The organism is Mycoplasma sp. 5370 (genome assembly GCF_054343435.1).
In genome coordinates this window covers 1-21,009 of the sequence record NZ_JBTGVF010000017.1, presented here as the reverse complement: position 1 = coordinate 21,009, position 21,009 = coordinate 1, and the positions used below count along the sequence as shown (strand labels likewise).

General features: G+C 25.9%; 13 protein-coding genes. 4 read left to right on the top strand and 9 right to left on the bottom strand.

Annotated features, from left to right (window positions below; all coding sequences use genetic code 4):
• The 8 genes from ACXX88_RS02925 to ACXX88_RS02890 form a co-directional block, all read right to left on the bottom strand.
• Positions 1 to 656: restriction endonuclease subunit S (locus ACXX88_RS02925; protein ID WP_458559548.1), on the bottom strand; the 656-nt coding region annotated here is incomplete at its 3' end.
• A gap of 84 nt (positions 657 to 740) precedes the next feature.
• Positions 741 to 2,597, bottom strand: a complete 1,857-nt coding sequence (locus ACXX88_RS02920) for a hypothetical protein (RefSeq protein WP_458559547.1) — start codon at positions 2,595 to 2,597, stop codon at positions 741 to 743.
• A gap of 3 nt (positions 2,598 to 2,600) precedes the next feature.
• Positions 2,601 to 3,941 carry an ABC transporter ATP-binding protein gene (locus ACXX88_RS02915; RefSeq protein WP_458559546.1) on the bottom strand — a complete coding sequence of 447 codons (1,341 nt, stop codon included), beginning with the start codon at positions 3,939 to 3,941 and terminating at the stop codon, positions 2,601 to 2,603.
• Entirely contained in the window at positions 3,919 to 5,142 is a 1,224-nt protein-coding gene (locus tag ACXX88_RS02910; protein ID WP_458557542.1) for an ABC transporter ATP-binding protein, read from the bottom strand. The genes ACXX88_RS02915 and ACXX88_RS02910 overlap by 23 nt, the downstream gene beginning before the upstream one ends.
• Before the next feature lie 10 nt (positions 5,143 to 5,152).
• On the bottom strand, positions 5,153 to 6,181 hold the full coding sequence (locus ACXX88_RS02905; protein ID WP_458559545.1) for an ABC transporter permease: 1,029 nt from the start codon (positions 6,179 to 6,181) through the stop codon (positions 5,153 to 5,155).
• Between the two features lies 1 nt (position 6,182).
• Positions 6,183 to 7,238, bottom strand: coding sequence for an ABC transporter permease (locus tag ACXX88_RS02900; RefSeq protein WP_458559544.1), 1,056 nt, complete (start codon positions 7,236 to 7,238; stop codon positions 6,183 to 6,185).
• 3 nt (positions 7,239 to 7,241) lie between these two features.
• Positions 7,242 to 10,295, bottom strand: coding sequence for an ABC transporter substrate-binding protein (locus ACXX88_RS02895; protein WP_458559543.1), 3,054 nt, complete (start codon positions 10,293 to 10,295; stop codon positions 7,242 to 7,244).
• Between the two features lie 12 nt (positions 10,296 to 10,307).
• A complete protein-coding gene (locus ACXX88_RS02890) occupies positions 10,308 to 15,677 on the bottom strand; it encodes a PDxFFG protein (RefSeq protein WP_458559542.1) in 5,370 nt (1,789 codons plus the stop codon).
• 387 nt (positions 15,678 to 16,064) lie between these two features.
• Here ACXX88_RS02890 and ACXX88_RS02885 point away from each other — a divergent pair, with 387 nt between their 5' ends.
• Positions 16,065 to 16,883 (top strand): Cof-type HAD-IIB family hydrolase, encoded by an 819-nt coding sequence (locus tag ACXX88_RS02885; protein WP_458559541.1) that lies wholly within the window; start codon positions 16,065 to 16,067, stop codon positions 16,881 to 16,883.
• 67 nt (positions 16,884 to 16,950) lie between these two features.
• On the opposite strand, the gene ACXX88_RS02880 is transcribed toward ACXX88_RS02885, so the two are convergent.
• Positions 16,951 to 17,628 (bottom strand): potassium channel family protein, encoded by a 678-nt coding sequence (locus ACXX88_RS02880; RefSeq protein ID WP_458559540.1) that lies wholly within the window; start codon positions 17,626 to 17,628, stop codon positions 16,951 to 16,953.
• Between the two features lie 74 nt (positions 17,629 to 17,702).
• On the opposite strand from ACXX88_RS02880, the gene ACXX88_RS02875 reads away from it, so the two are divergent.
• Genes ACXX88_RS02875 through ACXX88_RS02865 form a run of 3 tightly spaced genes read left to right on the top strand, consistent with a single transcriptional unit; the run spans position 17,703 to position 20,836 of the window.
• Positions 17,703 to 19,331 (top strand): potassium transporter TrkG, encoded by a 1,629-nt coding sequence (locus tag ACXX88_RS02875; RefSeq protein ID WP_458559539.1) that lies wholly within the window; start codon positions 17,703 to 17,705, stop codon positions 19,329 to 19,331.
• A gap of 12 nt (positions 19,332 to 19,343) precedes the next feature.
• Positions 19,344 to 20,036 carry a glycerol-3-phosphate 1-O-acyltransferase PlsY gene (gene plsY, locus ACXX88_RS02870; protein ID WP_458559538.1) on the top strand — a complete coding sequence of 231 codons (693 nt, stop codon included), beginning with the start codon at positions 19,344 to 19,346 and terminating at the stop codon, positions 20,034 to 20,036.
• 8 nt (positions 20,037 to 20,044) lie between these two features.
• On the top strand, positions 20,045 to 20,836 hold the full coding sequence (locus ACXX88_RS02865; RefSeq protein ID WP_458559537.1) for an MAGa3780 family membrane protein: 792 nt from the start codon (positions 20,045 to 20,047) through the stop codon (positions 20,834 to 20,836).
• Positions 20,837 to 21,009 lie beyond the last annotated feature (173 nt).

Sequence of the window (21,009 nt, the reverse complement as noted above, 5' to 3'; positions counted from 1 at the left end):
GTTCCGCCTGTCTTTCCAAAAGCATATATATTCCCCATAACGTCCTGTTCTCAAGTGTGAGTTGCTTTTTCAAATTTTAAAGGGAAAATTACAGAATTTTGAGATGGAAACATCTTGTAAAATAGCGATTTTCTAATGTTTTTCAATAAAATGCACTTACGCTTGTGAAGTGAAAGGAGAGAGTCTATTGAACTAAATAAATTTGCTATTTTTACCTGTTCATTATAAGAAAAAGGCTTTTTAAAAGTTATTAAATCGAAATTTTTTAAAATTAATGTAGGAATTGTTCCTACTGAAATATTCTTATTTATTTTTTCTTTTATTATCCTTGTATTTAATAAATAAAATATAAATTCATTTTGAAAATTTTTATTTAATTCAATACCTAAAATCCCTTGTTTTGTGGTCAAAGGTATCTTATTTATGGATACATTTCCTATTGTTGCTCCGTTTGTATAAATAATACTATTTGGTTTTATCAATCAAGCAGAAGAATTTTTCAATCCTTTTTCAGTAATAAAATTTTTAGTTTTATAAACATATTTTTCTTCAGTGTCTTCAATTTTTAAAAAAGGGATTTTTCCATTTTTATAATACGATTCAACAGTGGTGTTAGGAGTCCCTCCTTCAGAAGCAAAAGTATATATATTCCCCAATAAGTCCTGTTCTCAAGTGATAGTAATTTTATGTTTAATTATTGAATTAAATAAAATAATCGCATTGAATGCGATTATCTTTTATTAAGGATTTAGTTTTTTAGTACCTTCGTATTCTGATTTTAATTCTGATAAATCAGCAGGAATATTTTTTTCTAATTCAGCTTTTCTATCTTTTGATTTCTTAAGAACTTCACCATCTAATGTTTCTCCACTTAAAGCTTCATAAACTTCTGAATAAAAATATCCATCAATTAATGCTTTATCTATTGTATAAAGTAATCTTGAAATTTTTACCTTCAATCCAATGGATATATCTGTTTTTAAAAAGTATTCTTTTGAACCTAAAAAATTAGAATTTAATGTATAAAATTCATCTAATATTTTACTTTTTAATTCAAAAATTTTATTTTTTATTGCTTTATCTTCACTAGTTAATGTATAAGTTCTATCCATAACTGGTAATCCAGAATTAATATATTCTTTTATTTTTCCAGTTCTATATGTTTCTACTTTGTACTCGCCTTTTTTGAATTCTGTAGAAGTTGTGACTTTAGTAGATGCTCTTGGAGATATTGAAAAGAAACCATTTGGATATTTTTTGGCACTATAGTAAAATAATTCTTTAATTTCTTTTTTATCGGGAAATTTGCTACTTTCTTCTTCGTTAGAATATTTTTGTAATTCAATATATGGTTTATATTTTTTAAATTCAATTAAGATATTTTGAGCCAGAACACTTAATTGTTTTTTATCTTTTGCTATTTTTTGAGATTCTGTTTCAAATTCTTTTGATTTTTCAGAATCATATCTATTTAATGTTTTTAATCTAGAATTAACTGTATTTTTTACACTAATTAACTCTATTTGATATTCTTCAATAACTTTATTTAAGAGTAAATCTAATTTTTCAAAAGTTGTAGCTTTTTCTTTTTCTGTTTTTAATGTTTTTTTAATAGATTCTTTATCTATTGTTTCAATTCAAGTAGAAACTAATTCTTTAAATTTATTAATAACTGCTTCATCTGTTTTTGTTAATGAAGATTTAATTTGTTCTATTACTTTAGATATTTCTTCGCCTGTTGAAGAATTAGAAATTTTTGCTTTATAGATATCTTTATCTGAATCATTTTGTAAAAAATCTAAAAATAAACTAAATAAAATTTCATTTCTTTCTTTAAATTCTAATAAATCTTTTTCATATTCTTCATTTAATAAAATTTCAAAATCAAAAGTTTCTGAATATTTTTTAATTTTAGTTAAATCTTCTTTTCATTTAGTTTTTCTTTTTTCTAATTTAAAAGAATTAATTTTATTAGTAAATTCTGATTTTTTTTCTGGATATTTAGTATTTTCGTTTTCTTTATCAATTGTAGCAATTAGTTTTGTTCTGAAATCTATTATTTTTTCTTCATTTGTTAAAGAAGTTAATTCTTCTTTTTTAGTTTTTTGTTCTTGTTCACTTAAAATGGATATTCATTTTGTTTCTATTTCTGATTTTAAACCTTGCAAGTATTCTTTAATTTCTTTTTCAATTTCTTTTAATTTTGAATAATTATCTTTATTGGATAAAGAATTGATTGTTAATTCATTTTTCTTTATAATGTCAGAAATTTTTTCATCAATATCAGTTCTTAGATTTTTATAAAATTCTTCTGTGATTTCAGAAATTTTATTTTGAATTTCATTTGAAATTTCATTTAATTCATCAATTGTTTTTGAATCTTCTATTTTTTTAGTAAATTTTAATTTATCTTCTTCTGATAAAATATCTAATTTTAACTTTTCTTCATTTTTCTTATTAGATAGTTCTTCATTTTCTTTTACTGGTTCTTTTTTTTCAACATTACATGATAAAAAAGAAAGAACAGGTAAAGAAGAAATGGTTGTTAGAGCACTTAATAAAAGTAATTTCTTCTTTTTATTTTGTTGTTGTTTCATATTTTAATATATTCCTTTTTTTCAATTTTCGATCTCTTCTTCTGTTCCAAGAACATAGTGATCGTCATTTATTTTAATTCATTCTGGTTGATTAGTTTCAGAATAATTATGCATATTAATATCATATACATATCCTATTAGACTTCCTTTTTTACCTTCAATTGAAGGAACAGCATCTAATAAACTTTTGGTATAAGGGTGTAATGATTTATTCATTATTTCTTCGGTTTTACCAATTTCAAGAATTCTACCTTTATTCATTACAGCGATACGGTCAGAGATATACTCTACCATTCTTAAATCATGAGCAATGAAAAGAATGGTTAAATTATATTTATCTTTTAAGTCGTTAAAGATGTTAACAACTTGTGCTTGAATGGAAACGTCTAAAGCAGAAATTGGTTCATCTGCTACAAGTAGTTGTGGCCGTAAAACCACAGCTCTTGAAATTCCGATTCTTTGTTGTTGTCCACCACTAAATTCTAATGGGTATCTTGGTAAAACAGAATCATCAAGTCCTACAGATTTTAAAATTTCTTTAACAAGTTCACTTCTTGCATCTTTTTCGGAAATTTTGTTTTTTTCTTCTCTTTCTGTTTTATAAAAGTTTAGTTTTTCTAAAACTTCAAGATCATTATTGTTATTTAATTTAATAGCTAATTGGTTATAGAGAAAATCAAAAGCTAAAGATGAATTTTCTAAAATGTTTAAATCTAATTCTTTTTCAAAAAGTAAATATTCTTTTAGTGAAGCAGAATTCTTAGATTTTAATAAAGCATAAATTTCTTTTTTAACATCTTGATCGAAGTTAAGTAAGTAAATTTCTTTAGCGTTTTTAGCATTGATTAATCCTTCTGAGACTACTTTTTCAACAGTGACGTGGGGATTTAAGGAATTAGCTGGATCTTGAAAGATCATTTGTACTTTATTAACTAAAAAGTTTTCTATTTCTTTATAGTTTTTTAAAGCTTTACCTACTTTCAATCCTTTTTGCATTTTTTTAGGTAAAACTTTATCTAATAAAGTAATTTGTCCAAAAGAATAAGGAACAAGACCTACTAAAGATTTTCCAATTGTACTTTTACCAGAACCAGATTCACCAACAAGCCCAAGTACTTCACCTTTATAAATGTTTAAATTTATATCAGAAACAGCACGAAATGCTTTAGAACCACTTCCATAAGTAATGTCAACATTACGCATTTTTAAAAGGATTTCTTTGTTGTGTTTTGGAGATAACATATCTTCTAATCCTTTTAAATTCTTTCTAACTACTTTAGATTTTACAAAAGGGTTTTTCTTAATTGTATATACTGATTCACTATGATTGTTGTTTGTTTTCATTTAAAAAATCCTTTCATATTTTTAAAATAGTTTTTGGTGGATTGTATTTTGGAGCATTTTTGTCTAAAAGTGCTGATTTAACTCTATGAGTTTCTGACACAAAGTAAAAATCAGGTTCTATTTCAAAGTCTCTTGCTAAAGCATAATCATTTCTAATTGCAAAAGCATCTCCTTTAATATTATTTAAATTAGAAGGAACACTTCCACGAATAGTAGCAAGTCTTTCTCCTTTATTTAAATCAGGCATACTGAGAATTAATCCTCATGTATAAGGGTGTTGTGGATATTTAAGAATTTCTGTTGCAAGTCCTTCTTCAATAATTTGACCTGCATACATAATAGAAATATAATCAGCAATGGAAGCAACAACACCTAAATCGTGAGTTATAAACACAATTGCTAATTTTAGTTTTTCTTGTAAGTTTTTAATAACATCAAGTACTAATGCTTGTACTGTTGGATCCAGTGCGGTTGTTGGTTCATCCATTACTAAAATTTTAGGTTCAAGTGCAACAATAGCAGCAATTACCACTCTTTGCACCATTCCACCTGACATTTCGTGTGGATATAATTTCATAACCGCTTCTGGATCGTTAATTTTGGTTAATTTTAAGAATTCCACAGCTCTTTGGTAAGCTTCTTTTTTGTTTTTAACAATTTTATTTAAAAGCATACCTTCCATAATTTGTGCTCCAACCTTCATAGTTGGATTTAAAGTAGACATTGGGTTTTGAAATACAGCTGAAACAATTCTGCCTCTAAAGTGAGATTTTTCTCAATCTTTAAGAGAGAATTTTTCAACATTGTTGTTATAAAGTTTGATTTCACCTGAATCAATAACAGCATTATTTCCTGGTAATCCATATAATAACGATGTGATTACCGATTTACCAGAACCAGATTCACCAATGATTGCATGAACTTTTCCTTCATAAATTTTTAGTGAAGTTCCTCTTAAAACCTTATTTTTTTCTCCAGGTCTTGCTGGGTTTAAAAATGATAAGTGAATATTATTAATTTCAGCAGCAATTTTAAGTTGTTTACCATCTTTAAAAGATTGATATTTTACATTTTTAGAGATTTTATTAAAATCAAATTGACTCTTATTTTTCTTGTTTTGAAAGAACAATTTTACTTTTCTTTTAAGTTTATTTTTCTTTCTTTTTAATCTTGAACGAAGTATTTTTAAATTCTTTTGCATACTGTTTTTCCTATCTTTGTCTTCTTAAAGAGTCTTGAATACTTGAACCGATTAATTGCACACTTGTGGTAATTAAAATTAAAAACGTTGAAGGTACAAAAACATATCTTAAATAATTTGGGAAATCTTTTTGACCATCAGATATCAAGTTTCCAAGTGTTGGAATATCTTCAATAGCAAGACCAATAAATGATAATGAAGTTTCTGATAAAACAACTCCAGGAATTGTAAATACAAGTTGTGTAATTAAAATTGGTAAAATCACCGGTATATAATTTAATAATATTTTATAAGTAGGAGTTCCTAAAACTTTAGAAGCTGAAACTCATTCAAAGTTTTTTGCTCTTTTTACTTGAGCTCTAATTTGGTTTGCCATCCCAGTTCATGAAGTTAAAGAAAGTGAAAGTGCAATAACTCAAAAAGTAGGTTTAGCAACAATAGTAATTAAAATTAAAATTAAGATTGTTGGAACAACGGATAAAATCTTAATTACAAAAGTTAGAAACTTATCAAATTTATCAAATTGACCCATCATTATTCCAAAAGTTAATCCTATTATAACTTCAATAAAAGTTACAACAAGAGCTAATAATAAAGAATATCTTAAACCATGTCACAATCTTGCTCAGTAATCTCTTCCAAGATTATCTGTTCCAAAAAAGTGGTAAATTCCTTCTGAATCTGTTTGATTAAAGGTTAATGATCTATTATTAACATCACTAAAATTAGGATCTAATGTGGTAAAAGGTAAAATAAGAGCTAAGATAATTAAGATAAAAATAATCATAAATCCTAAAACTCCAGATGAGTTGTTAGAATAACGATAAACAAATTCTTTAAATTTTTTAGTTTGTGGTTTTAATTGTGAATCTGTATGATATTCAAAAGCTTTTCCAATAAGTTTTCAAGCTTGATATTCAAATGGTTTCAAAACCGGATTAGGAGCCATTTTTAATGACTCTCTATCAATTTGATCCATTTCTTTTGTTTTATTATTTTTATTATTGATTTTTTGTTTAATTTTACTAAAAAACGACATTCTATGCTCCCTTTCTTCTTATTCTTGGATCGATTACTTCGTATAAAATATCACGAGTAGCATAAGAAATAATTGTTAAGAAAGAGAAAATAATAATCAAGAATAAAATAACATTATAATCTTTAGTTTGAATTGCTTGTAGTAAAGTTGCTCCAGAACCAGAAATAAAGAAGATTTGCTCAATAAATACACTTCCAATAAATGAACCGAAAATAACAGCAGGGAAGAATGTTGCAATTGGGAATAAAGAAGGTTTTAGTGCGTGTTTTCACACAAAACGACTTTTAGATAATCCTTTTAAATAAGCAAATTTTGCATGCACTGAATTTAATTCCCTATTAAGTTCAGTTCTTATGTATTTGATATAAACAATAATGCTTCCAAGCGATAATGCAAGTCCTGGTAAGACGTATGTTAATAAATCTTTGTGATCAAAGATGTAAGGTAAGTGAACTAGTCTTCCTAAAAATACTAAAATTAATGCAAAGATAATTGAAGGAACAGAAGAGAAAATACTTACTAATATGGTTGAAACATTATCTAAAATTCCCCCTGGATTTTTTCCAACTCAAATTCCTATAGAAATACCAATAGAAACAGTTAGAAAGACTGAAAAAATACCAACTAAAAAGGATTTATAGAATCTTTCTCAAATAAAGGAATTTATTTCTTGACCTGGGAACAGTGAAAGTGAAATTCCAAAATCACCTTTAAAAATTCCACCTAAATAATTGAAATATCTTTGTCAAATTGGTAAATTGAGTCCATATTTAATTTCAACTGTTTTTCTTGCTGATTCATCAAGTCCTGCTGTTAAAGTATTAGAACCTGGAACAGCGTTTATTAAAAAGAAAGTGATTGTTATAACTATTAAACCAATGATAAAAAACTCTAATATGATTTTTAAAAATCTTCATAAAGTTTTTAAAAAAGGAGAATCAATTGCTAAAAGTTTATCTTTTAATGTTAGTTTTTTATTTCTACTGTGAGTAAAATAAACTAAATTATCATCATAATAAACAGTTTTATTATTTTCTTTTTTCTTTATAAATTCCATATTTTAGTCTCTCTTTCTTGGTAATCCAGCAATTGGTGGATTAGTATAGTCATAAGCATATTGTAAAGCAAAGGTGTATAGTGAACTAACTCCTGCAATTTTGGTAATTTCTCAGTTAGTATCAACTTCCATTAGCGGAACTACAAAAGCACCATCTCTTATTATTTTTTCTAATTCTCCTATGAAAACATAAACATATTCTTGTGTTCATCCTTGATGTAGTTCATCGGTTGTAAAGTTTCCTGAAAAGAATGCAGCAATTCTATCTGAATAAGTGCTTCTATTTTCTGTATTTGTTTGTAAAGCAAGTTCTATAAATTTGTTTCAAAAATCAAATTTAACTTTAGAAATATCAATACTTTGATTAAAAGCAAGTCTAGTTTTTGTATTGTTAGTTAACTTAGCTATTTGTTCAACTGTCATTTCATTAGTAATTAAATTAATGTACATTCTTTTTAATCTTCCATATTTAATGTTTTGGTTTCTAGTTAAAAAATATTCTAAAGCATTTTTAGTAAATTTAACATTATAAACACTTTTATGTTCTGATTTTTCTAACTCTTTAGCAACTTGTTCTGCATATTTATTACTAAAACTAGAAATTTCTAAATTGCTAATGGAATCTTTATTGTTTAGTTTATTAAATTCTTCACTAATGTTATTATTAATATATTGTTGAATTTTTTGAAGATATACATTTAAAGCTTGTGTAATTTTTTCCCTGTTATTTCCTTTATAATCGGATTTTTCTAATACTAAATCAGCTATGTATTCTGCATAAGTATATGAACCAACTGGATTGTCTTTGAAAGCAATATTTTTTTGTGATATAGAATCAATTTCATCAGTAAAGAAGAAGACAGAAACATAATCTTGAGCACCACTTCCACCGATTTTGTCATAATTTTGATAAATTATGTCATATTTACCTTCTTCTATAAAGGAAGCGAAGGTGTTTTCAGGAAGACTTTTAATTTCTAAATCTACATAACCATTGAATGCTTTGTTTAAAGATTCTTTTAAAAATAAACCTGCTTTTTTCTGTTCATCTGATGAGTTATTTAAAAATGTTAAGTACACTTTTTGTAGATTTGGATGTTTTGCTTTGAAACGTTCAATATAGTATTTTGCTGTATTAACGTCATACGCAAGATCGCCTCTAACAGTTTTTTCAAAGGTATAACCTTTTGATAAATGCACTAAAAAGTCATAATTTAAAAGGTTAAATTCTTTTTGATTTTTAGCTTTTGAATTTAAATCACTAAAGTAAGTTTCAATGTTTTTTCCATCAAAAGTTCTGTATTGTCCATATGAAGTTCAAGTATTTACTGGGAAAGAGAAATCTCATCCAACAAATTTAATTGCATCTTCTCTATTTACAGCATAATAAATTGCATTTCTTAAATCTTGATCTTGAATGTAACTAGATGCATTTGTTTCATTATCTAAGTTAAATCCAAAAGCAATTGTTCCATAACCTTGATTTTTATTTAAATATTGTTTATATTCTTCATTTGATCAATACTTATTAATTTTAGAAGCTGGAATGTAGGTTTGTGAAACATAACCATCTTCAAAAAAGGTTGCATTAGTATTTCTATCAGTTGAAAAATAAATTTTTATTTTATTAGTAATGGTATTTTTAGCATCATAATAGTCTTTATTTTTTTCTAAAACTATTTGTCCTTGTGGTCCTAAAATAATATCATCTTTATTCATATTAAAAGGTCCGCTTGTTAGGAATTTTTTAGTATCTGAACCAAATTTATCAATTCCACCAGCAACAGTTTCAATATATTTTCTATTTGCTGGATATAAGTTCATAAAAATATTTTGAAGTAAATAACTTAAGTTTGGAGTTTTATTTTCATCAAAAATTGCTGTAAAACTGTTTTCACTATTTGCAATTTGATTATATTTAGTTTTTATTTTGTTATCTGAAAGTGAAAATTCTTGATAAGGATTAACAAAAGGATTCGCTACTAAAGTCACTGTTTTAAACTTATCTGCTTCTTTAGTTGCATTTGCATCTACTAAAATTTTAAAAGTTTGATTATCTTTTTTATCTTTATTTGGAATAAAGAAAGAAGGATTGTGTTCTAAGTTTTTTTCAATTTCTTCGTTAGTATAATCTAAAAATAATTGTCCTGTATAAAATCCAAAATCAAGAGCAGCTGCTTTAATTTCTTCAATTTCTTTTGTATCTAAAGGTTCGCCATTTTCGTTTTTGACTTGAGATTCTCAAACTTTTTGATTTGGATCTTGAATTCATTCCTTTTTATCGTTTAAAATGTATTTTCTACGACCTCAAGGATTTTTATAATTCTCATTAAACTTTTGTAAATAGTCTTTTTGAGCGTTAATAAATCTTTCAGCACTTCTAAAACCATATTTTTTAACTTGATCTAGTCTTTGTGAACCAGTGTTTAAATCTAAAATATATTCTAGATAGTCTCTTAAATCTTGAGCATTTATAACATCCTTATTACTTCATAAATTTTGTTTATTATTTAAAGAACCTGTAAAAGCGAAATAGTTATTTGAGTTTTTAGGACTTCTAAAACCATAAATTGATGCACCTCTTCTTAAATCACCTAACGATCCTTTACCAAGACCACCAACAAACCCAAAATCAGCTAATCTTAAAAATGATCCAGTAACTCTTCCATAACCATCAGTTTGCTCTAATTCTCCTTTATTTTTAAAGAAATCATTGAAATTATTAGAATCATTACCATTAGCATCTTTAGTATTACTTGTATCAATCATAACCATATTAAAATCATTAACACGAATAATTGACTTTAAACTAGAAGTGGGTCCTGATTTAACAAAAGGATCAATTAAAGCAGGTAAAATTTTGTCCATTGATTTATATCTAATGTAGTTTAAGTTGTTAATTGGTTCAGTTGCTAAACCAAAGTCGTAATTTTTCTTACTTACTGTTGAAGAATGTTGATTTTCATTATTTGTTGAACAAGAAATAATAGATAAACTTAAAGTTGATGATAAAACTAAACCTGAAATTAATAGGTTCTTCTTAATTTTTTTTCTCATATTTCTCCTTTATTATCCTGTTATATTGAACTGGAAGTCAATATCTATTATTGCTTTATTTTCTTTTGTTTTATCTTTATAAATTTTTATTGAAGATTGTGTATCTGTTTTTCCGTTTTCAGAAATTACTTCTAAATCACCAAGTGATAATTCTTCCACAAATTCGTTATTTTCATCAACAAATTCCACAAAATATTTGTGTTTTGGTTTTAGTAAGGTATCACGATATTTAGCCATAATTGCATAGTCTGAAACTCATGAAGAGTAACCTAAGTCTGCTAAAGTAACTTTGGAACTTTCATCACCTTGTTTTGATAAATAAAATAAATTATTTGTATCTTTAAAATTAACATCTAGATATTTAATTTCTTTTGTAATAACATCAGTAAATCTAATTTTTTTGATTTTATTTGCTTTTTCATTTTTTACAAAACCATAAAGAACAACAGCATCTTTTTCTTTATTTCTAAATAATCCTGAAATGTTTCTACTTCCTACTCCGTAGTTTAAAATTTGAGAGACAAAGAATGCTTTTGCTCTTGTATTAATTTTATTTCCATCAAAGTCTTTTAATCTAATTGAATCATCCACTATTTCATTTCTATTTTCATCATATAACTCTAAACCAATTTTTTCTTTTTCAACTGTATCTTTGAAATATCCATTATTTCTTGTAATGAATCTTCCAAAATAAGAAGAAGTTCTATCTTCATTTCTTGGTGAGAAGGTAGTTCTAGAAATGTATGAACCATAAACTTTGTTTTTAATGTCAATAACTTTTTTGAATCTTTTATTTGTTAAGTCACTATTTTGCTCATTAATTTTGTTAATTTGTTCTCTTAATTTTTCTATTAATTTTTTACCTTCTTCTTCTTTATCTCCTGTGTAAGTTGTTGCTATTATTAAAATTTGTTCTACAAAAGACTTAGCCAAATCTTTTAATCTATCTATTTGATTTGAAATTTCAACATAAGTATCTTTTGTTTTTGGTAAATATTCTTCGAATTTTAATGATCTCCCAGCTTGAGTAATACTTGAAGAAGAGTTGTTAAAATTATTTTTTCTGTCATTTCAAATTTTTAATTTAGTTGCATCGACAATATAGTCTAAACCTGTAGTTGCTTCATTTAAATTACTTAAATATCCAGGTAGATTACCAAAATCTTTAAAACTTGGAACATAAGTTGTTTGTACATAATCTCTTGTTAAAGTTTCAGCAATGTTGTAAATATAATCTGTAAATTTATCACCAATAGATGCTTCAACTCTGGAAAGATTATAGTTAAGAACATCAGAACTTGGTTGCCCGCTATTGAATTCATTAAAGATGACATCACCTAAAGTTATTTGATTGATTAGCCCATTGTTATTTCAAGTTATAATATTTCCTACAAGTAAATATAAATCTTGAGAATTAACATTAGCTAATATTTGATCAATATTTTCTTGTTTACCTAAAATTTTAGTAACGTATTCTTTTAAAATTGTTTGCAATTTATTTGCATCATATTTTATATATTGTTCATCTTTTGAATATTTACTTAAATCATAAACAAGACCCGTTTTAAATGAAGAACTTAAAAAGGAAATTCCGTATTTTTCTGAAAAAATAGCTTTATTTTGTTCTAATTCAGTTAGTGGATTAAAGTCTTTAATTGCTAAAAAGTAATGACTTTTTCTAAATCTAAACATCATTTCATTAGCAATTACTTGATCATCGCCATTTTGAATCATTTCTTTTGTTTTAGCACTTTCAGCAGAACTTTTTAGTAATTCTTCTTTAAATTTATTGAGATCAAATTTAGTTTTAACATAATCAATATTTCAGTTAAATACTGCACTTTCTTTGCCTGTTGCAACATCTTTAGTTACAGAAACTAAAGTTGCTTTGGAATAATCTAATGAAGCAAATTCAAAGAAGTTTTTAAAGTTATTAAATACAACAGTATTATATTCAGTTGCAGTTGTAGAAATATTTAGTTTTTCTAATGAAGAATTGAATGCTTCATAAAGGGAAATTCCGTTTCTTTTGTCATCGAAAATGTTATCTTTAGTATTAAATCCGATTTTTGTTATTAATTTAGCTAATTCAGCATCATTATTTTTAGTAAAAGCATTATTGATAGCAACGTGATCTGATACTTTATTTTGATCGTTTATAAAGATAAAATCAGCACTTTGTAATATATTGGTTGAACCTAAAATTCTTGTTCCTTCTCTTGCGAAAACCATTAAAGGATTAACTTGTAATTTTCCTTCAAGATTAAGTTCAAATCGTTCAAGAGCGTTTTTTAGGTTAGATTCAATATTACTTGTATAAACACTTGTTAAAAATCTTGATTCTGCTCTTGCTACATTCGGGAAAGTGAAACGAACATCACTGGAATAATTGTCTCCATTTTTAGTAACAAAACTTAAAACATTGGTTAATTGTCCTTCATAACCACGATTTGAATTAATTAAATCAACAAAAGCTTTTGCTCCTTTTAAAGTGTCTTTAATTTGGTTTGCAAGTGAATCTGAACTATTTAAAGCAAAGTATTCTTTTGCTTTTCTTGGGTTATTTTCAGCTGTTACTACGTTGTATTCAGGATTTAGTTCATCATTTGCACTTCTGTTAATAATGTTATTTGCAATATTATCAGTATCATATGCATTTAAAACATTTCTAAGATTTGGAGAAACAACTCCACCAAGTGAAGAACTTAAATCATTTCATCCACTTTGAGAGAATCTTCTAATTACTGCATTTTCAATCGCTGTTTTAATTTCCTGTGTTTTTGCTGTTATAAAGTCTAATGTAGCTTTATCAAGTGGTTCGTTTAAAGGAACATTAATAACAGGAGAACCATCATTGTTAAACATTTTAATTTCTCTTGCATAAGTGATAGTTTGATTGTTTTCTTTCACTTCTTCTAGTTTAACAACTTCTAAAGTAAAATCAGTTTCTGCAGCATTTAAAGTTACTATTTCTGAAAGTTTTTTCCCTTTACCATCTTTAAGTTCGCTAAGAATATTTTTTAGAGAAATTTCTTCTAATTTATATACTTGTTTTTTAGTTCCATTAACATCAGTTTCTTTTTTAGCAAATGCTTTGGTGTTTCCTGTAATAAATGGGTTTAAAGTTCCTGAATTTTCATCAAAGGAATTAGCTAAAAATAAATCTTTAAGATCAACTTTTCTTTCTTTAGCAGCTTCCATAAGACCTTCAAAAGTTTGTAAAAATCTTCTTTTGGTATTTTTTGCTACTTCAAAAATACTTGCTTTTGGATTTGCATCTCCTCAAATTTCATCATCAGTTTCTAAATGTTCTACACCATCTTTTTGTAAGTATTTAAATCTTACATATTCACCTTTTGCAGAAGGTTTTCCTAATGCGTTTACTCTTTCTATAGATAAATTAGTTCTTGCAAGTAAGTAATTTTCTAAACCTTTGTATGAATAGTATGAAGAAATATTAATTCCACCTCTTGTTGATAATCCACCAACAATTAAAGCATTTTCATTATTATTTAAAGCTTGATTTTGCTCTAAAGTAAAGTGGTGTCCGTATTCATGAGCTGTTACGTATTTTAAAAAGTCAATGGAAATACCTTTAAAGTTTTCAATAGTAGCGCCTAAAACTAAAGGTAAACCGATTCTATCGGTGTGTTGTAATCCATAATATTCTCCATCAGTAAGAGAATATTCATAATATCCTTTTTCATTCAGTTTTTTCTGTATATGTGGTCCAAATTGTCTTTTTAATAAGTGTGGATATTTTTTAGTTACTTTTTCAATTAATCCATTATAAGTTTCATAATAAACTTGATAATTTCTTGAATCCATTCCTTTTAAGTCTTTACCATTTTCATCTTTTAGTCCTAAATTTTCTGGACCATATGAAATGGTAATAGGGTTAATTGAACCTTGGTAACCAATTGCTTCTTTAAATTCAATAAATTGTTCATGAGCAGCATCTGACATATTTTTAGATTCATAAATTATAGTTTCATCTTGGTTATTATTACTTAAAGTAACGTGTAATTTTGCATCAATAACTTCTAATTTTTTAACTGTATATTCCTTTAAGTTATTTTTAATTTCATCACTTAAAGATGCATAGTTTTTTAGTGCATCATTATTATTTAATGCTTCTATTTTATTTTTATAGAAAAAGGTTTTTCCTGCATTTGTAAATTTATAAAGTTTTTTATTTTCATATGCTTTTATGTCATAAAAATCTAAAAAGTGTACAATTTGAGAATCAATAGTTTCTTTTAATAATTGATAAGTTAAAAGTCATTTATTACTAATTTCTCCTTCTGACATTCTAAAGTTTACAACTTCATTTTTAGATGAATTTAACACTTTTAAACCTAAAGCTAAAATTGGATTACTATCGTTTAATTCAGAAGAAATAGTTGATATTTGAACTTTTTCAAGAGCTGAAAAAGCAATATTTTCCTTTTCTAATGAGTGTTTTTTCAGTAATTCTTTAAATTGCTGTTCACTAATATTTTTATCAAAAAGTAAGGTTCCTCTTCCGTTTTCACCTTCTTCACGATTTATATATGCTAAAAACTCTTTATCTTTTAATTTAGAAGGAATGTTTAAAGAGAGAAAGGCGTTATCATTAGCATTATGTGCAATTGAATTTTTAATAGCACTTGCTAAAGGTATGCTTTGTAAAAAGGTGTCAACTGTCTTTTTATTTTCAAGATTTCTAAATGCTAAATAAGCTAGAGAATCTGAAGCGTTTCCTGAACCTGAAAGTTCTGAATATAAAGGCATTGAACCGAAAAATGCATCAGGGAAAAATTTAATTTCACTAACTTCTTTATTTAAAGTAGTATGAGAACCTAAAGTAATAGCATTACCATTTTGTTCTACTCCTGGAACTAATCTAAAACTTTCAAGGGTAACTAAATCAGGTCCTCAAGATACATTTTTAAAGAATCATTTTGTAAATTCAATAAACTGCTCTGGTTGCACTGCTAAAACGTATTCATCATAAAAACTAAATGAACCATATTTAACTTCTAAAATAAAGCTTTCTTCATATTTTTGATAGTATTTTTTAAAAAATGTATCAAAATCGTATTTTTCTTTTGGATTTTCTTTAAATCAAAATTCTGTTCCGTTTTCATTTAAAAATGCAACGTCTTTTTTCTTTAAAGGATCTTTGATTGCTAAAATAGGTTTTAAATTCCTATTTTCATCATAAATTTTTGAATAATCATTTTTTAAATCTTCTTTACTTAAATTAGAATTAGATCCATTTACTTCATCTGAAAGATAACTGTGCAGAAAAACACCACCGATTGCAGCCGTTGAACCTCCTACAATAATTCCAGCAGAAATTAATACTTTAGCAGTTAAACTCAATTTCTTTTTTAACATTTTCTCTCTCTTTCTTTTTCTAAAAAATAAAATCTTTATTAAAAATCAGAACCCTAATTTCTAATAAAGATTTTATTAATATTTAATTTAAAATTATGTGTATTATAAATTCATTAATAATATTTTTACAGAAATTAACCATATAAATAAACATTAGTATTTTTTTTACCAAAAAATACTTTTTTCATCGCAATAGTTTTTAATGAACGTTTATTCATGATAAATTCCTTTCTTTTATATTAATATGTTAAATTATACACTTTTTTTACAATTTTCCAAGTTTTTAGGAAAATTTCTTATAAAATAAAAATAATTAATAATTCAAAAAAATAAAAAAGTTTTATATATCTTGAATTTAAAAGCATAAAAAGTATATAATTGAAAAGTATGATAAAGAAAATGATTTGTTATTCAGACGTAGATGGAACCATCTATGGAAGAGACTTTAAAGTTTCATCAGAAACTAAAGATGATATTTTAAAATTTATTAAAAACGGGGGAGAATTTGTTATTTCAACAGGAAATCCAGCTTTTGAAAGACATCAAAATCTTGCAGATGAATTATCAATAAGATATTTAATTACTTCAAATGGAGCAGGAATCTTTGACAACAAAGAAAAAAAATATATTTATTTAAATCCTTTTCCTATTGAAATACAAGAAAAAATTTTCAATTTAGCAAAAAAATATAATGCACAAGTAAATTTTTGAAACGATAAAAACTATTTTAGTTTTAATTCTAAAGAAGAATATAACTATAGTTATGATTATTCTTTATATTCAAGAGATCAAGTTATTAATAGTTCTCAAAGTGAAAAAAATGTTGTTAAAATTGAAGTTTTTGGAAACGAAAATGACATATTAGTAATCTATAATGAAATTAAAAACTTACCTATTAATGTTGTATTTATGAGAAAAAATCATTTAGAAATTACAAACTTTGGTTCTTCCAAAGGAAATGCAGCTAAATGATTTAGCAAAAATCTCTATGATGAAGATGTTAAAAATGCAATGACAATTGGAGATAGTCCTAATGACTGGTCAATGTTAGAAATTAGCGATTTTTCCTATGCAATGGAAAATGCAACTGATCAAACAAGAGAAAAAGCTAAATTTTACACAGCAACTTGTATGCAAAATGGAGTAGGATTAGCACTTAGAGACTACATAGATAGAGTTAAATCCAAAAATAATTCTAACTCTTAATTTTCTTGAATTAAAAAACCGTTTATGCTTGTTTTAAGCAAATAAACGGTTTTTTTATTACTAAGAATTATTTATTTTCTTCCTGACTTGAAATCATTTCAAAAACTCTTGTGACGTCATCGATTTTACCAATAAAAGTAATTAAATCTTCTTTTAATAATTTAAAATTTCCATCCGGTAAATAAGAATTATTTTTTCTTTTAACCATAACTGCAATTACGTTTAATGCAGTGAAATTAGTTTTCTTTAAAGTTAAACCATGGTAGCTATCAGCAGTTAAAACAGCAGAACCAACAACATATCCATCCCCTAATTCTTGCAAGTCATTAGTATATTTGATAAAACTTTTATTTGTAGCAAATAAAGCTGTTCTAACTCCCGCTTCTTCTTCTGGTCTAATAATCATTTGAATACCGATTTTTTGTAGAACACGAGCATGTCTATGACTATTAGCTCTTGCAATAATATTTTTCACTTTTAGTTCTAAAAGTGCTGCAATTATTTCAATATTTTCTGATAAAGCCACAATGACTGTATCGATGTTTCCAACTCCAAGAGCTTCTAAAGCTTTTAAATCAGCTGCATCAGCAACATAGTTAGCTACAGTGTAATCTTTTATGGAAATTAAATTTCTTTCTTCTCTATCAATTGCAACAACTTCTTTATTTAATTTTGAAAGTTGTGTGATAACAGATTGACCAAATCTTCCAGCACCAATTACACAAATTCCGTTATTTTTTCTCATTTTTCTCCTTAAATGTGATTTTAAATTAAAATAATTTTACTATTTTTGTAATTATTATTATAAAATAAAATAATATGAAAAGAAACAATAAAAGAATTTTTTCAAAAAAAACAAAGAAATTGAATAAATTTAAATGAATCCATTTGTGAAATGCTCTTGGGAATTTAAGATCTAAATTCAACAAAAAAGTTGGAAAAATTAGATACTTATTTCTTATTTACATAATAATAACCATTACTGGTTCATTATTATTGTATTGAAATGTTTCGCAAACAGAACCTGGTTCTGTTTCCTATGTAGATGCTTTATTTACTTCAGCATCTGCTTTTAGTGATACAGGACTTGTAACTAAAGCAACTCATAGCACGTGAACGATGTTTGGGCAAGCTGTAATTGCAATTTTGATTTTAATAGGGGGAATTGGGGTTTTTGCTATTAAAGTCTATATCTTTAATTATATTTTTGGACTCAAGCTAGGAATCTTTTCAAGAGATGTGCTAGCTTTAGAAAGAAGTTCTAATAATATGGGAGATATTAAAAAGGTAATTTTAGTTTCTGTAACAATAATGTTTACTGTTTTAGTAATTTCTTCCTTTGGATTAACTTTTCTTTTTTACTATAGCAAAGGTGATTTTGCTATAGATACAGAATTCAATAATCCTTATCATAACTTTAATTTATCTTTAAGATTTGCAATATTTCACTCTATAACCGCTTTAAATAATGCAGGATTTGATATTATTGGTGATAACTCACTTGCGCCTTATTATAGCAATCATCTTTTACAAGTATGATTACTACTGTTATTTATTATTGGTGGAATTGGTTATCCAGTTGTTTATGATTTTTATAAATACTTTTATTGTCTTATTACCAAAAGAAAAAGACACAAATTCTCTTTATTTTCAAAAATTTCGTTAGTAACTTATTTTGCTGTTGCAATCATTGGGGTTGCACTTGTGCTTTGTTTTGAACTTCTAAGCAAAGATCAATCTAGTTTTTGAAATCTTAGTCAATCCGATCCTGCTTATTGAGGTAAAACAAGTACAATAGGTTATAGTTATGGAACACACTTTGATAAAGTCTTTGCAATTATCTTTACTTCTTTTTCTACAAGAAGCGCGGGATATGCTACATTTGATCTTTATAATTTAACTGATACATCACTTGGAATTCTTTCTATCTTGATGTTTATTGGAGCTGCACCTTCTTCAACAGGTGGGGGAATTCGTTCAACAACACTTGCAATTATTTTATTAAATTTAATTTCCAAAATGCGTGGGAAAAATTCCACTCATATGTTTAAAAGAAAAATAAAAGATGAAACTGTAAATCAATCTTCTGTGGTATTAATTATTTCAATTTTGCTTAATTTAATAGTTTTTTTATTTTTAACAACATCATTTAATACATTTGGTGGTAAAATTCCATGAGACAACACGACCATAAGTACTGCTGTAAGTGAAAGTTCAGGAAGAACATATGGAGTTATTAATGTTCTTTTTGAAATCACTTCAGCTTTTGGAACAACAGGATTGTCTACAGGAATTACAAGTCATTTAAATTCCATTAGTAAAATTGCTTTAATATTCATTATGTTTGTAGGGCAACTTGGAATATCTTCCACAATTTTGATTTGAGGAAGTCACAATCACAAGTTTTCAAAATATGAATATATTGAAGAAGATGTTACAATTGGATAACAAGGAGGTATAATGACATTTAACATTATCATAACTAATTTTATTGCTTTAATTATCGGTTATATAATTGGTTCTGTGAACATTTCGATTATTTTTAGCAGGACAAAAAGAAAAGAAGATATTCGCGATAGAGGTTCTAAAAATGCAGGCTCTACAAACGCCTTAAGAGTTTATGGAGCTAAAATAGCACTTCCAATCTTTATTTTCGACATATTCAAAGCTTATATAACAGTCATAATTGCTTGAATAATACATTCACAAATTCAAAGCTCACCAATTCATGATACATCACTTAAATACTTAATTCCCCAAATAGCGGGTTTAGGAGTGATTATCGGTCATATATGACCAATTTTCTTTAAATTTAAAGGCGGAAAAGGAGCAGCAAGTTTGCTTGGACTATTCTTTGGTTATAATTTAGTAATTGTTGCAATTGGAGTAGTAATTTTTATAACAGTTGTATACTTTACAAGATATATTTCAGTAGGTTCAATTTTTGTTCCTTTAATTTTAATAGGTTTATCTTTTATTCCTTGATTTGCCCTTGGACAGTTATCTTGATTTAACTGAAAAATATATCCAGATTTATATTGAATAAATCCATTAATAATCTTGATTTCCCATATTTTTGTTATTTATTCACATAAGTCTAATATCAAAAGATTAATTAACAAAAACGAAAATAAATTCAAATTTAAAAAATAAGGAGAATGATGAAAAAACATTATTTAAAAAATATAATTAGTTCAAAAAGTTTACCTTTTTTAATAATGGGACTTTTTATTCTATTAACTTCAACAATTTTTTTAATTATTGAAATGGCAAAATTTAGTCCATCAGTTGCACAGGTAGGAAAAGCAATAAAAATGCAAGTAATTTTTAAAAATGCAAGTTCTTTAATTTACTTTACATATCAAAGTAATTTCTTATTAGGAGTAGTTTTAATTCTTTTAGCAGCAAATAGAAAAAGTACTAAAATTAAAAGATGATTATTTGCAGCAACAACTTTAATTACCATTACTTTTATAATTTACTGAGCACTAATTTCCTATACTAATGATTGAACTAATGTATATGGAAGCATTGTTTCATTAATTACCCATTTAATTAATCCAATTCTTGGTTTTATTACTTTATTTTTAATAAGAAAATCATTAACTATTGACAATAAACTTTTATTCCATACTTCATTATATGTTTTTGGTTACTTCTTATTTGCTTTTATCTTATATTTTGCTTCATATGCATATTATGCAAAAGAATATAATGATGGAGTAGTTATATATACTTTCTTAAATTTCACTAAACCTTTCTTTTATAAAGGCGGAAATATTGCAGTAGTAATATTTTTAGATATATTAATGTTTATTATTGCTTTATTCATTCCAATGACTTTAGGTTTATTTTGAAAAGCAGTATACAGAATAGCATACAACAAAAATAATTGCTATTTAAAGGATTTAAAAAGGAAAATAAAGGATAAAAGTTATAAAACTAATAACTAATTAAAAATTCAATAAAGAAACTCTAAAGTGGGACAATTTATTGGGACACATTTTACCAGTGATATCACTGGTAAAATTTTTTTATTTTGAAATTCAAGAATTTCAAATTTCATTTGGGGTTTTTCGGAAGTGTAATAAATTTTGTGTAAAAATTTCTCAATAGCAAATATTTA